This window comes from Verrucomicrobium sp. BvORR034, from assembly GCF_000739635.1.
Lineage (GTDB): Bacteria > Verrucomicrobiota > Verrucomicrobiia > Verrucomicrobiales > Verrucomicrobiaceae > Verrucomicrobium.
The window spans coordinates 92,263-104,745 of the sequence record NZ_BATQ01000001.1 but is presented as its reverse complement, the minus strand read 5'-3'; the positions used below and the strand labels follow the sequence as shown (position 1 = coordinate 104,745).

The 12,483-nt window shown below is 61.0% G+C and carries 12 protein-coding genes and 1 tRNA gene; 7 read left to right on the top strand and 6 right to left on the bottom strand.

All coding sequences use genetic code 11. The annotated features are described in order from the left end of the window. Together BV034_RS00430 and BV034_RS00425 are read right to left on the bottom strand one after the other, a co-directional pair. Positions 1–512 (bottom strand): alanine racemase (locus tag BV034_RS00430; protein WP_265592477.1); only part of this gene is annotated, 512 nt, incomplete at its 3' end. A gap of 31 nt (positions 513–543) precedes the next feature. Further along, positions 544–1,146 (bottom strand): DUF1802 family protein, encoded by a 603-nt coding sequence (locus tag BV034_RS00425; protein ID WP_050022992.1) that lies wholly within the window; start codon positions 1,144–1,146, stop codon positions 544–546. Between the two features lie 206 nt (positions 1,147–1,352). On the opposite strand from BV034_RS00425, the gene BV034_RS00420 reads away from it, so the two are divergent. From BV034_RS00420 to gatB, 5 genes are all read left to right on the top strand, one after another. Further along, positions 1,353–1,427, top strand: a tRNA-His gene (locus tag BV034_RS00420). Positions 1,428–1,463: 36 nt separating this feature from the next. Next, complete coding sequence (gene rnc, locus BV034_RS00415; RefSeq protein ID WP_050022990.1) at positions 1,464–2,180, top strand: ribonuclease III; 717 nt, start codon at positions 1,464–1,466, stop codon at positions 2,178–2,180. A 638-nt stretch (positions 2,181–2,818) separates the two neighbouring features. Continuing rightward, entirely contained in the window at positions 2,819–3,904 is a 1,086-nt protein-coding gene (gene aroC, locus BV034_RS00410; RefSeq protein WP_050022988.1) for a chorismate synthase, read from the top strand. A gap of 85 nt (positions 3,905–3,989) precedes the next feature. Continuing rightward, complete coding sequence (locus tag BV034_RS00405) at positions 3,990–4,619, top strand: hypothetical protein (RefSeq protein WP_050022987.1); 630 nt, start codon at positions 3,990–3,992, stop codon at positions 4,617–4,619. Positions 4,620–4,712: 93 nt separating this feature from the next. Further along, on the top strand, positions 4,713–6,173 hold the full coding sequence (gene gatB / locus BV034_RS00400) for an Asp-tRNA(Asn)/Glu-tRNA(Gln) amidotransferase subunit GatB (protein ID WP_050022985.1): 1,461 nt from the start codon (positions 4,713–4,715) through the stop codon (positions 6,171–6,173). A 126-nt stretch (positions 6,174–6,299) separates the two neighbouring features. Here gatB and BV034_RS00395 read toward each other — a convergent pair whose 3' ends face one another. Next, positions 6,300–6,518, bottom strand: a complete 219-nt coding sequence (locus tag BV034_RS00395) for a hypothetical protein (protein WP_050022982.1) — start codon at positions 6,516–6,518, stop codon at positions 6,300–6,302. Positions 6,519–6,610: 92 nt separating this feature from the next. Beyond that, positions 6,611–7,186, bottom strand: a complete 576-nt coding sequence (gene pyrE / locus BV034_RS00390; protein WP_009957900.1) for an orotate phosphoribosyltransferase — start codon at positions 7,184–7,186, stop codon at positions 6,611–6,613. A 133-nt stretch (positions 7,187–7,319) separates the two neighbouring features. On the opposite strand from pyrE, the gene BV034_RS00385 reads away from it, so the two are divergent. Together BV034_RS00385 and BV034_RS00380 are read left to right on the top strand one after the other, a co-directional pair. Continuing rightward, complete coding sequence (locus BV034_RS00385) at positions 7,320–8,657, top strand: c-type cytochrome domain-containing protein (RefSeq protein ID WP_265592476.1); 1,338 nt, start codon at positions 7,320–7,322, stop codon at positions 8,655–8,657. Positions 8,658–8,788: 131 nt separating this feature from the next. Further along, positions 8,789–10,090 carry a pyruvate dehydrogenase complex dihydrolipoamide acetyltransferase gene (locus BV034_RS00380; protein WP_050022977.1) on the top strand — a complete coding sequence of 434 codons (1,302 nt, stop codon included), beginning with the start codon at positions 8,789–8,791 and terminating at the stop codon, positions 10,088–10,090. A 460-nt stretch (positions 10,091–10,550) separates the two neighbouring features. Here BV034_RS00380 and BV034_RS00375 read toward each other — a convergent pair whose 3' ends face one another. Next, a complete protein-coding gene (locus BV034_RS00375; protein ID WP_050022975.1) occupies positions 10,551–11,321 on the bottom strand; it encodes a 16S rRNA (uracil(1498)-N(3))-methyltransferase in 771 nt (256 codons plus the stop codon). Positions 11,322–11,346: 25 nt separating this feature from the next. Beyond that, entirely contained in the window at positions 11,347–12,477 is a 1,131-nt protein-coding gene (locus BV034_RS00370) for a TIGR00730 family Rossman fold protein (protein ID WP_050022973.1), read from the bottom strand. Positions 12,478–12,483: the final 6 nt, after the last annotated feature.

Genomic DNA, 12,483 nt, shown 5'->3' with positions numbered 1-12,483 from the left:
TGGGTGGCGAGGCCCTCCCAGGAGATGTGGGGCAGAGCGACCAGCGCCCTCACCGTGTCCTCCGACCACTCGGGTTCAATGAAACCCATGCGGCCCATCCCGGTGTCCAGCACCACGTGGCCGCGTGCGATAGTGCCCAGCCGCCCCGCCAGCGCGCTCCAGGCACGGGCTTCGGCCAGGGAGTTGACGCACACATGAAAGCTCGCCCTCAGCGCGGGTTCCTGCTCCTGTGCCAGGCAGGTGCCCAGCAGCAGGATGGGGGTTTGTAATCCAGCGGAGCGAAGCTCCAGCGCTTCCTGCAAATTAGCGACACCGAAGACCGCCACCTGATCCTGCAACGCCCGAGCCACCGTGACGGCCCCATGCCCGTAGGCATTGGCTTTGACCACGGCCATGAGATCATGTCCGCTCTGGGTGCGGGCCACCCCAGCGTTATGGCGCAGCGCGGCGAGGGAGATTTCAGCCCAGCAACGATGCACGACGGTAACAGCAGCAGCAGACGGAGAGGTCATGGACAGCCTGGCTCAGCGAAACAAAGTCAACTCAACCCAGCACAGCCTTGATTTTCTCAGCCGTCTCGTTCCACACCCCATCCGCCAGCACTGGGGTGACGATGGGTTCAAAGTCCTTGCCCTCTGGCGGCAGTTTCACCCAGGAGCGGCAGCCGCCGTAACCTTTGAGGTACGGGAAAGACCACGTGATGGGCAGCTTGTGCACCCGCACCAGGGCGATGTGCAGACAGCTCTCCTCATTCCAGGCGAAGCGCTCACGAACGACCTCTTCCTTCCACACGTGAAACGGGGCGAGTGCGGCGAGTTTGTCCCAATCCGTGATGCGCCAGATCTGCTGCGTTTTGGCAAAGTACTTCACATCCACCAGTTCGCGTTCTTCATCCTGGGGAACGGCCACCTTGTCTGCGTCCTCTGGCAGCCACAGCAGCTGGTCGCCCTGGGCATGGAAGCCAGTGGGGAACAGCCAGAAATCTTCGTGCTCAAAATGGAAGCCCTTCTTGCCCTCGTGGATCCCACCTTTGCGCAGGATCAGGGTCTGCACCCCTTGCCCAAGGGCTTCGCAGACAAAGGCCCATTCTTTGAATCCGACCGGGGCTGCGTTGGAACTGGAAGTTTCAGGGGTGAGGTCGGACATGCGATGGAACCGGTGAGGCGGGCTTGCTGGTAGTTGGGTTAATTTAGCTACGCATTCCGAAGGGGGATTGCGAGCAGAGATACGAAATTGTGTGGAACTGTGCTGGTGCATGGCCACTCATCCCACCTGCACAATTCCAGCCCATGACGAGTTTTCAGTTGCCAGCCGAGGATTTCTCAATACAGTGCGACTCCGCTGTTAAAATGGTGGCCGTAGCTCAACGGTGGAGTCCCAGATTGTGATTCTGGTTGTTGCGGGTTCGAGTCCCGTCGGTCACCCCAACAGCGTCTTTTCGTGGCAATCGCCACACCCCGTAAATGGATTCGCTGGAATCGCGCATCGCCTATCAGTTCAAGCAGCCCGAACTGCTGCAGGAAGCATTGACGCATCCCAGCCTCCCGTACGAGAGCAAGAACCCGCAGCGCCATAATCAGCGCCTGGAGTATCTGGGTGACGCCGTGCTGCAGCTGGTCCTCTCTGAGGCCATCTACCACCAGTTTCCCCTGGATGATGAGGGCCTGCTTACCAAGCTGCGCACCCGGCTGGTCCAGACCCGCACCCTCGCCCACATCGCACGTCATCTGAGCCTGGGCAGAGATCTGCTGCTGGGCAAAGGGGAGGAATCCAACGGGGGACGTGCCCGGGAATCCACTCTGGCAGATGTGATGGAAGCCGTCATTGGCGCGGTGTACCTGGATGGCGGAATCGAAGCCGTGCGCCCCTTCGTGCTACATCACTGGAGCCACGATCTGGCTGCGCTGCAGCATTCACCTGTGGAGCTCAACCCCAAGGGGCAACTCCAAGAGCTTCTGCAAGGCGAAGGTGGCAACACTCCCACCTACCGCATCATCGCGGCCGAGGGCCCGGATCATCAAAAGGTCTTCCAAGCCGTTGTGGTCTGGCAGGACCGGGATCTGGCAGCGGGAACCGGTCGCAGCAAGAAAGAAGCCCAGACGGCTGCCGCACAGGCCGCGCTTGCTCTGCCGGAGTTGATTGCTCTTACGGCCAAGACACTTGGCGAAGGTCAGGCCTGACAGGCCCCCCACCCAACCTACTGCTGACACGTTACCGGAGCTCATCTGTCAGCCCGAACGGCTCGGATCATGGAAATTATATGGCCCTTGCATGGCCGAACCCAGCGACCCCGGATTTGCGAATCCATGCTTCCACGCGTTGCGGAGGTGCTAGTGGATTATGGTTTCTCAGTTTTTCAGCTGCCAAAAGACCCAATCCATCGAACCTTGATAATTTATATTGCTTAAATACTAAGATATATTTATCATTAATGAGGACGTGATCAATTCTTGTGAACAAAATTGCGAAGAACCAAGCCAACAATCTCAACCTTGTTCTCAAACGAGACTTGGAGGTCACTTGCCTCGCATCCTGTACCCACACTCTTCACGGGGTCGTTCGCCGTGGAACGGGTTTGTCACCGATGAAGAACACAGTTGTTAACATACCCACAGCCTATACGGATATGAAGTGTTGGGGTTCAAAATTTAATGAATCATAACGCTGGGAAGAACTTCGGGCCGGAACCGGACCAGCGAAGTGCCCTTGAACGGAAAAGCAGACAGTCAAGAGCAGGACGTGCTCATTCTTGCGTTCAACGGGAAATCGCGCCAAGGTGACGGTTCACGTCTCACTTCCTGCGCCTCCCCTTTTTTCCATGTCCAGCAGCTTTGGCACTCTCTTCCGCGTCAGCACCTATGGCGAATCGCATGGCCTGGCAGTGGGATGCATCGTGGATGGCTGCCCGCCTCAGATTACGCTGACAGAGGCCGATATCCAGGTGGAACTGGATCGTCGTCGTCCTGGGCAGAGCAAGATCGTGACGCAACGCAAGGAAGGTGACAAATGCCAGATCTTGTCCGGCGTGGTAGACGGCCAGACGCTGGGCACTCCGATCAGCATCATGGTGCCCAATGAGGACCAGCGGTCAGATGCTTACAAGGAGATGGAGACGGCCTACCGCCCCTCTCACGCGGATTTCACGTATGACGCCAAGTACGGTGTGCGGGCTGTGGCCGGTGGCGGGCGCTCCAGTGCCCGTGAGACGATTGGCCGGGTGGCGGCAGGTGCCATCGCCCGCAAGGTCATCGAGGCCTCCTGTGCAGGCTACCAGTGCCTGGCGTACGTGAAGACGGTGCGCGATATCGAGGCCCATCCGACACCGGAGCAGATTACCCGTGAGTCCATTGAATCCAACATCGTGCGCACGGCGGATCCCGTGGCCGCCGAGAAGATGGTGGAGCTGATCGATGAAATCCGGAGGCAGGGCAACTCCGTGGGCGGTGTGGTAGAGTGCGTGGTGCGTGGCGTTCCTGTGGGTCTGGGCGAACCGGTGTTTGACAAGCTGGAAGCGGATCTGGCCAAGGCCATGCTGAGCCTGCCTGCGACCAAGGGTTTTGAGATTGGCAGCGGCTTTGCCGGCACGCAGCTGACCGGCCTGGAGCACAACGACGAATTTTACATGGAAGGTGATCGCGTGCGCACCCGGACCAACCGCAGCGGCGGGATCCAGGGCGGCATCAGCAACGGCGAGGAGATCATCTTCCGAGTCGCGTTCAAGCCCACGGCAACCTTGCTGCGTGAGCAGAACACGGTGACCAAGGATGGCGAGGCAGCCACGCTGAAGGCTCGTGGTCGTCACGATCCCTGTGTGTTGCCGCGTGCCGTGCCTATTGTCGAGGCCATGGTGCATCTGGTACTCTGCGACCACCTGCTGCGGCAGCGGGCGCAGTGCAGCCGGTAAAACGGTGTACGACCGATGAGGTCGTGCCCGGACCGGCTGGCTCCCCTCCCCTGCCCGAGCGACTCAACCCCCATTGTTCTCTCCCATGATCAGTCCTGTGGATTCCAAGTCGCGTATGAACCGGGTGGAGCTGCAACCGGGATTGGTAGCCTACCGCTGCCCCGTTTCTGGCGGACATTGGCTGCCCTATCAAAACTACTGGCGATGGTTGAGCCAGCAGCCAGCTCGTCTCCCCCACCTCCCTCCTGGCGAGGATCGGGGCTACCAGTTGGAGTCAGAGGATTCCCACAAGGTGAAAATCTGCCCAGAGACGGGAACCCTGATGACCCGATACAAGGTAGGCCATGGTTTTGAATTCTCCGTGGATCGCTCCGCGGCCGGGATCTGGTTTGACCTCAATGAATGGGAGGCGCTGCGGAGCCGGAACTTTCATGATGAGGTGCACCTGATCATGACGGCACCCTGGCAGGCCAAGGTGAGGCGGGAAGCGCTGGAACAGGTGATTCATGAGAAGCAGGCGGCGCAACAGACCTTGGAAAAGGGCCGTGCAACCGCCCATGATGAACCCAGGGGGCTGGAGGCGGCCTTTCGGGCCCGGTTTGTAGGGATACTGGGACCCGAGGTGATGGAGCGTGCGGAGGAGATCAAAAGCTGGCTGGACCAGCAACCGGCCCGACGCGAAATCCTGACCTATCTGTCGCACGACCCCTCTTGAAGAGGCGGGACGCGGTGGCGTTTCGGTTCTGCTTGAATTCAGCCGCATTGTGCCGTTGTTACGGGCTCCCGAGACGTTCCGTCCGTTCCGCACATGCCCAAGTACATCACCACCATCGGCCTCGAAGTTCATGCGCAGCTCAACACGCGCAGCAAGATGTTCTGCCCCTGCCCGGCGGAATACGGAGCCGAGCCGAATACGCATACCTGCCCCACCTGCCTGGGGCTGCCAGGAGCGCTGCCGGTGCTGAACTTGGAGGCGATTGAGAAGACGCTGCTGACCGGCCTGATGCTGAACTGCGGCACGCCGGAAATCTCCAAGTGGGACCGGAAGAACTACTTCTACCCGGATATGCCCAAGAACTACCAGCTCAGCCAGTTCGACCTGCCGCTGTGCATCGGTGGCGGGGTGCCGCTGTATGATCTGGCGTACCCCAAGGATGCGCAGAAGAGCATCAAGAATCCCGGCAAGGTGGTGAAGCTGACCCGCATCCACCTGGAGGAGGACGTGGGCAAGAGCACGCATACCGGTGCCGGGACGATGCTGGACTTCAACCGTGCCGGGACGCCACTCATGGAAATCGTGAGTGATCCGGACATCGACAGTGCTGAGGAGGCCTTTGCCTACCTCACGAGCCTGCGCCAGATCCTGATCTATGGCGGGGTGAGCGATGCGGACATGGAGAAGGGCAACCTGCGCTGTGACGTGAACATCAGCCTCCGCCCGGAAGGCCAGACGGAGCTGGGCGCGAAGATCGAGCTCAAGAACCTGAACTCCATGAGCGCGATCCGTCGTGCCATCCACGCTGAAGTGGCGCGTCAGACGGAGGCTCTGGACAAGGGTGAGAAGCTCATCCAAAGCACCCTCCGCTGGGATGACGAGCGCGGGGAGACCATCATGATGCGGACCAAGGAGGACGCGCATGATTACCGTTATTTCCCCTGCCCCGACCTCCTTCCGATCCGCACGGCCCCGCTCGTGGAAGCCGCCCGTGCCCGCGTGCCGGAGCTGCCCCACCAGAAGCGCGCCCGGTTTGAGGCGGCCTATGGCATCAGCGCCTATGACGCTGGGGTGCTGGCCAGCGACAAGGCGCTGGCCACCTGGTTCGAGGAAGCGGCCGGTGCCGATACGAAGGTGCCTGCCAAGAAGGTCGCCAACTGGGTGATCAACGAGCTGCTGGGCCGTCTCAATGAGGCTGGCACACCTCTGGAGGAGAGCCTGGTCAAGCCCGCCTCTCTGGCCGAGCTCGTGTCCATTGTCGAGGCAGGCAAGATTTCCAACAACCAGGCCAAGGAGGTCTTTGCCGAGATGTTTGCCTCCGGTGAAGCCGCTACGCCGATCATCAAGGCCAAGGGTTTTGAGCAGGTCAGCGACACCGGCGCCCTGGAGGCACTGTGTGATGAAGTTATTTCCGCCAATCCCGCCAAGGTGGAGGAGTTCAAGGCCGGCAATGACAAGGTCATCAACTGGATGACCGGTCAGATCATGAAGTCCAGCGGTGGCAAGGCCAACCCGAAGGTGGTCGGCGAGATCCTCCGCGGCAAGATGGCGTAGAGGGTCTTGGTTCGTAGTGCTTGGTTGGCGTCGTTTGGACGTCAATTAGGCAGGCACCGTGCCGCGTGGAGACGCGGTTCTGGACTACTGAATTACTGGTTCACCGAATCACCGATCTACCGATCCTCACCAATCATCGGTGTCGGCGAGGCTGCGCTTTTTCCAGACACCCGTCGCGGGAGGATCGGGCAGCGTCGGCACCAGTTTGGCGGCAACCTCCTCCGTGATGGTCAGCAGCTTCTTTTGCTGAGCCTCCAGCAGGGACTGGACAAAGCTTGAGGTGACCTCAAGGTCCTCCGGAGTGAGGCGCTCAAGGTTTTCGACGATCTGGGGGATCGTGGCCATGCGCGGATGGTAGGCGATCCCGCCAGAATTGTCGAACCTCTAAAGTCTGCCAACTTGATGGAGGAAATGATCATCCTCCGGGGTTGGGAGCATCACTTCTTGATGAGCATGCTGCGGGTCAGGGCGGGATAGACCTTGTAGCCTTTGGCCTCGATGTTGGCCTTGCCGCCTTCTTCGCGGTCGAGCAGGACGAGGACGAAGGCGACCTTGCCGCCCTCGGCTTCGATGGCTTCGATGGCCTTGATCGTGGATCCGCCGGTGGTGATCACGTCATCCACCACCACGACGCTGTCCCCAGCTTTGAAGTTGCCTTCCACCAGCTTCTGACGGCCGTGTTTTTTCGCTTCTTTGCGGACGCTGTAGGCGTTGAGTGGTGACTCCGGTTCGGCCAGGTGGGAGGCAATGGAGATGGCAAGGGCCACTGGGTCAGCGCCCATGGTAAGCCCACCCACACCGTCCGCCTTGATGCCCAGCTCCTGCTCCGCCTGACGCACGATGGGGAACATCACCTGCCCCACGAGAAAGGCCCCCTTCGCATCCAGCGTGGTCAGTCGGCAGTCCACGTACAGGTCGCTCTTGGCACCGGAGGCCAGCGTGAAATCGCCGAACATGACGGACTTTTTTAGGAGGATCTCGAGGAGGGCTTCTTGGGCGGTGGCGTTGGACATGTCGAGTGGGATAGGAAGGATAAGATGGAGCGGGCAGAGTCGTACTGTGCCGGTGGCAAGAAGCATGAAATCGCCAGATTTGAAACCGCAAACTTCACGGTGCAGGTACCGCTCAGGGGCCTGGGTGCTGGTTATGGCAGGTCTGTTCGCACAGTCGTCCCATGGGGCGGAGGGGCCGGTTTCGTTTCAGAAGGACATCGCCCCGATCCTGGCGGACAAGTGCCTGACCTGCCATCAGGAGAAGAAGGCCAAGGGTGGCTATCGAGTGGACACGTTTGAGCACGTGACGAAAGCCGGCGACAGCGAGCTGGCTCCACTGACCGCCAGCAAGCCGGATGCCAGCACCCTCTTCACCCGGCTGGTCACCGCAGATGAGGACGAGCGCATGCCCGCGAACGACGATCCCCTGCCCCCTGAACAGGTGGCCCTGGTGAAACGGTGGATTGAGCAGGGCGGCAAGTTCGACGGCAGCGATGCCAGGCTGGCGCTCAACGAGGTGATCTCTGCTGCCAGCGGGAAGACCAGTGCCAAGGCCCCGGAGAAGTATCCCCGGCCACTACCCATCACGGCGGCGGTGATGGCGGGTGACGGACAGACGGCGTTCACCAGCGGGTATCATGAGGTGTTGGAATGGTCGGTGCCGGAGGGACGGTTGGTGCGTCGGCTCGGCAACTTGCCAGAGCGGGTGCTCGGGCTGGCCCTGCAGCGCAGCGGCCGCCTGCTAGCGGTGGCGGGTGGATCCCCAGGCAGAGGTGGCGAGCTGCTGGTGGTGGATCGCGCCTCCGGGAAAGTGGTCAAGCGTCTGCCCGGAAGCAAAGACACAGTGCTGGCGGTGGCGTTTTCACCAGACGGCAACCTCCTGGCGGCGGGTGGTACCGACAACACCGTACGGGTGTACCACACGAGCGACTGGAAACTTGCCTGGAAGGCTGAGGCCCACGCGGACTGGGTGACTTCCCTGACCTTCGCCCCTGACGGGAAGCATGTGGTGAGCACCAGCCGCGACCGGACCGCCAAGGTGTTGGCGAGCGAGGATGGCAGTCCCGGGCTGACTTTTGCCAACCACGGCGGCGCAGTGACCAGTGCGGTGTTTGATGCCGATGGTGCGACGGTAACGACCTCTGCAGCCGATGGAGAGGTACGCCGGTGGAAGTGGGATGAAAGCGTGGATGGCGGCGGAAGGACCAAGGACAAGCTGCTGAAAGGGGGACGCCAGGAGGTGACCCGAGTGGTTCTGGGCGCGGGGAAGATCATCACCGCCTCCGTGGACGGTCGGCTGCGCCAGTATGATCTGGCCAAGTTGGATGCGCCTGCCGTGGATCTGACGCCATTGGGAGTGCGTGTCGATGCTCTGGCGCTGGATGACAGCGGCTGGAAGCTCCTGGCAGCGGGGCAGGATGGCCGGTTGCAGATTCTGGATTTGGGGGCTGGGCAGCGTCTCCTGAGCGCCACCGCTGCTCCGGGCTGGTGAGGTCTGCCGGGAAGTTTTCCGGAGGGGGGCCAGCAGGTGCGCCGTCTCTCTAGACAAAGCGCGTATCATCCCTATGGTGGCACGGCCGCTGCACTTCACAGCCAGTCACCTACCACAACCGATTTCCCGTCATGCCAAAACTCATTAAGATGCCCAAGCTCAGTGACACGATGACCGAGGGGACCCTCGCCAAGTGGCACATCAAAGAAGGCGACAGCGTGGAGTTGGGCAAGGTGATCGCCGATGTGGAGACGGACAAGGCGACGATGGAGATGCAGGCCTTTGAAGAGGGCAAGGTGTTCAAGCTTATCTCTCAGGCAGGCAACAAGGTGCCCCTCGGCGGGACCATGGTGGTGCTCCTTGCCGAAGGCGAAGAAGCACCGGCCGATCTGGACGCTTTGATCGCTGGCAGCGATGCGCCAGCTCCTGCCAAGAAGGAAGAGTCCTCCAGCAAGTCTGAGAAGGCAGCGGGTGGCAAAGCCTTTGCCGGCAATCTCCCCCCTACCGCTCCTGGGCAGAAGCGCCGCCCGGCTGCAACGGCCAATGGTGTGCGTGTCAAAGCCTCCCCGCTGGCCCGCAAGGTGGCTGAGGAGAAAGGCGTGGACCTCACCAAGATCCAAGGCTCCGGCCCCGGCGGACGCATTGTGCGTGCCGACGTGGAAAGCGCCCCCCAGGGCGGTGCCAGTGCCGCCGCTGCTCCGGCCAAGGCCGTGCAGACCATCCGCCCTGTCGCGGGCCCAGATGACCAGCGCATCCCCCTCACGGGCATGCGCAACATCATCGCTGAGCGCCTCCTGGCCAGCAAGACCCAGATCCCCCACTTCTACCTGCAGATGGAGGTGGATGCCGGTCCTCTCATGACCTTCCGCGCGCACATCAACGCGCAGTCGGAGAAGACCAGCGGGAACAAGTACACGGTGAACGACTTCATCCTGAAAGCCGTGGTTCGTGCCGCAGCGACAGTTCCGGCAGTGAACGCCTCCTTCGACGGTGACGCCATTGTGCAGTTCAAGCACGTGAACCTGAGTGTGGCCATCGCGATTCCCGAAGGTCTCGTGACCCCGGTGATCAAGGCCGCCGAGACCAAGACGCTGCTGGAAATCAGCGCGGCGGTGAAGGATCTTGCTGGCAAGGCCAAGAACAAAAAGCTCAGCCCAGATGAGTTCGCTGGCGGCACCATCACCGTGAGCAACCTGGGGGCCTATGGCATCGACCAGTTCGCTGCGATCATCAACCCGCCCCAGGCGGCCATCGTCAGCATCGGCAGCATCCGTAGCGCGCCGGTGGTGGATGAGAAAGGCCAGATTGTGGTGGGTCAGCGCATGTGGGTGGGCCTGAGCGGTGACCACCGCGTGGTGGACGGAGCCGTAGCGGCCACCTTCCTCGCCGAGATGCGCAAGCTCATCGAGAACCCGGCTCTCATGCTGGTGTAAGCGGAGTTCGCAGAATAGAATCTTCTGAAGGCGGCGCATGTGACCCATGCGCCGCTTTTTTGTTGTGATATCCCGCCCCAGGCAAACGAGGCGGGGGTTTTCAACCCCGCACAGTCGATCGTCCTCAGGCAGCATCACACCGGCCCTGATTACCAAGCGACCACCTCCCATTCGCCGTCAGGGTTGGAGTTCCGCGTTTACGCGGTCAGGATGTTCTGTTGACTCACAGAACCCGCATCAGACCGCCGAAACTCCTTCGGAGTAAATTCAATACTCGCACCTACCCAACGTAGACTCGCTGGAAGCTCGTCAACATTGGGCTTGTAGCCGGATCCTCTTCGAGGAAGAGCTTCGACTGAGAGCGTGGGGGACCTTGCAGGTTCCTTGGCATCTGCTTAAAACACGAGACGGTTGGTTTGTTCGCCTCGAATCGACGATCGCCGCCGAGTGAAACCATGCACTACGCACCAGGCACCTGCCTCAACTCATGCCCCAGCACGCTCAGCCCGTACATCGTCGCGGTTTCCACGCGCAGGATGATGGGTCCGAGACTCATCGGCACGCAGCCGTGGTCCCGTGCGATCTGGTATTCCGCAGGAGTGAAGTCTCCTTCTGGACCAATGCACAGCAGGGTCGATGAAATCACACTCCCCTGCTCCGCCCGGTCCTTCAAGATCTCCTTGAGAGGCCTCGAATCATCCTGGATGGCGGCAATGATACGGAGATCATGCGGCGGCAATCCCACCATGACCTCTGCATAGGGGGCGGGCGGGTGAATGACAGGCAGCCAGTTTTGCCCGCACTGCTTGCAGGCCTCGAGCGCGAGCCGCTGCCACTTCTCCTGTTTCTTTGCGGCCTCCTTCTTGTCGAGCTTCACCACGGTTCTAGTCGTCAACACAGGGTGAATGGCGTTGACGCCCAGCTCCACAGCCTTCTCGACGATCCATTCCATGTTGCTGCCCTTGGGCACGGCCTGAACCAGGGCGATGGACACGGACGGAGCAGGTGTGGACGAGGTCTCGACAACCTCGAGTTCCACCGTCTTGCCAGTGGCCGCGACGATCCGGCAGCGGGCAGAGATCCCCGCACCGTCAAATACGGTTATTTCATCACCCACAGTGTGCCGCATCACCGAGGTGCAGTGACGGGCCTCATCGCCGTCCAGCATCAGGCTGCCGGTGGCCGGCTGCCAGGAGGAAGGATGGAGGTGGAATCGGGCCAGTGCTCCCATGACGATGCTTGACGGCTTGGAGGGTTTAGAGCTTGGCAGGGATGACCTGGGCCATGTTGATGGCATCAATCAACTGGCGCCAGCGGCCGTACTCGCCGTGTTTCATCGTACCGATGAGACGGGGCAGGTGGGAAATGCCCTCCTCGTTTTGCTCCTCGGGCAGGGCGGTGGCCTGTTCCAGAGGGGCCTTGATGATGTCTGCGAAATCGGTGTTGAGCTTGGTCACGGCCGCAGGAGTGAGCTTGCGCTTGATGCGGAAGACGGTGCGCTCCTTTACGTGACGGTAGGAGTGGAACACTTTGTAGAAGGTGGTGATGACGCGGACGGCTTCATCGACATTGTCGGTGATGTGAATGAGGCTCATGTCCTCCTGTGAGATGAGGCCGTGGCCGTAGAGGTGCTCACGCACGAAGGCGAAGAAGGTGGACCAGTAGGTGCCGCCGGGCTCATCCACCAGGACCACGGGCAGGATGGAAGCCTTGCCCGTCTGGATGAGGGTAATGCTCTCAAACATCTCGTCCATGGTGCCAAATCCACCGGGGAAAAGCGCCACAGCATCAGCCTCCTTCACGAAGGAAAGCTTGCGGGTGAAGAAGTAGTTGAAGGTGACGAGTTTCTCATCGCCGACGATGGTGTCGTTGGCGCTCTGCTCAAAGGGCAGCCGGATGTTGAGGCCGAAACTCTGCTCCCGCCCGGCGCCGCGCTGGGCGGCACCCATGATGCCATCCCCTGCCCCGGTAATGACCATGAACCCCTCCTCGACCATGCGCTGCGAGAAGGCCTCGGCAGAATGATAAGCAGGCATGCCCGAATGGGTGCGGGCGGAGCCGAAAACGGAGACCTTGCGGACGTGGCGATACGCCTGGAAGACCTTGTTGGCATGACGCATCTCGCGCAGGGCGCGGTGGAGCATCTTCAGGTCACCCATCCCAGTGTTGTCACGGCCGATCTTGAGGCTGGTCATGAGCAGACCCGCGACGAGGTCACGCTTGCGCTCATCATCCACCCAGGTGGACGCCAGATCTTTGAGCCGGTCGTCCAGATCGTGATCGCCGGTCGTGCCCCTCGGCTTTTCCGCCAGGTCAAAGATGCCACCGGCGGTGAAGTCCTTTTCCGGGGGCCGGGAGGTGGACTTTGGGGGCAGGCTGTTATTCATGGAAAT

What these genes read in the sequence shown, in the direction of transcription:
- BV034_RS00425 (WP_050022992.1), bottom strand. Translation starts at nt 1,146, where the DNA reads ATGTCCGACCTCACCCCTGAAACTTCCAGTTCCAACGCAGCCCCGGTC.
- rnc (WP_050022990.1), top strand. Translation starts at nt 1,464, where the DNA reads ATGGATTCGCTGGAATCGCGCATCGCCTATCAGTTCAAGCAGCCCGAA.
- aroC (WP_050022988.1), top strand. Translation starts at nt 2,819, where the DNA reads ATGTCCAGCAGCTTTGGCACTCTCTTCCGCGTCAGCACCTATGGCGAA.
- BV034_RS00405 (WP_050022987.1), top strand. Translation starts at nt 3,990, where the DNA reads ATGATCAGTCCTGTGGATTCCAAGTCGCGTATGAACCGGGTGGAGCTG.
- gatB (WP_050022985.1), top strand. Translation starts at nt 4,713, where the DNA reads ATGCCCAAGTACATCACCACCATCGGCCTCGAAGTTCATGCGCAGCTC.
- BV034_RS00395 (WP_050022982.1), bottom strand. Translation starts at nt 6,518, where the DNA reads ATGGCCACGATCCCCCAGATCGTCGAAAACCTTGAGCGCCTCACTCCG.
- pyrE (WP_009957900.1), bottom strand. Translation starts at nt 7,186, where the DNA reads ATGTCCAACGCCACCGCCCAAGAAGCCCTCCTCGAGATCCTCCTAAAA.
- BV034_RS00385 (WP_265592476.1), top strand. Translation starts at nt 7,320, where the DNA reads ATGGCAGGTCTGTTCGCACAGTCGTCCCATGGGGCGGAGGGGCCGGTT.
- BV034_RS00380 (WP_050022977.1), top strand. Translation starts at nt 8,789, where the DNA reads ATGCCAAAACTCATTAAGATGCCCAAGCTCAGTGACACGATGACCGAG.
- BV034_RS00375 (WP_050022975.1), bottom strand. Translation starts at nt 11,321, where the DNA reads ATGGGAGCACTGGCCCGATTCCACCTCCATCCTTCCTCCTGGCAGCCG.
- BV034_RS00370 (WP_050022973.1), bottom strand. Translation starts at nt 12,477, where the DNA reads ATGAATAACAGCCTGCCCCCAAAGTCCACCTCCCGGCCCCCGGAAAAG.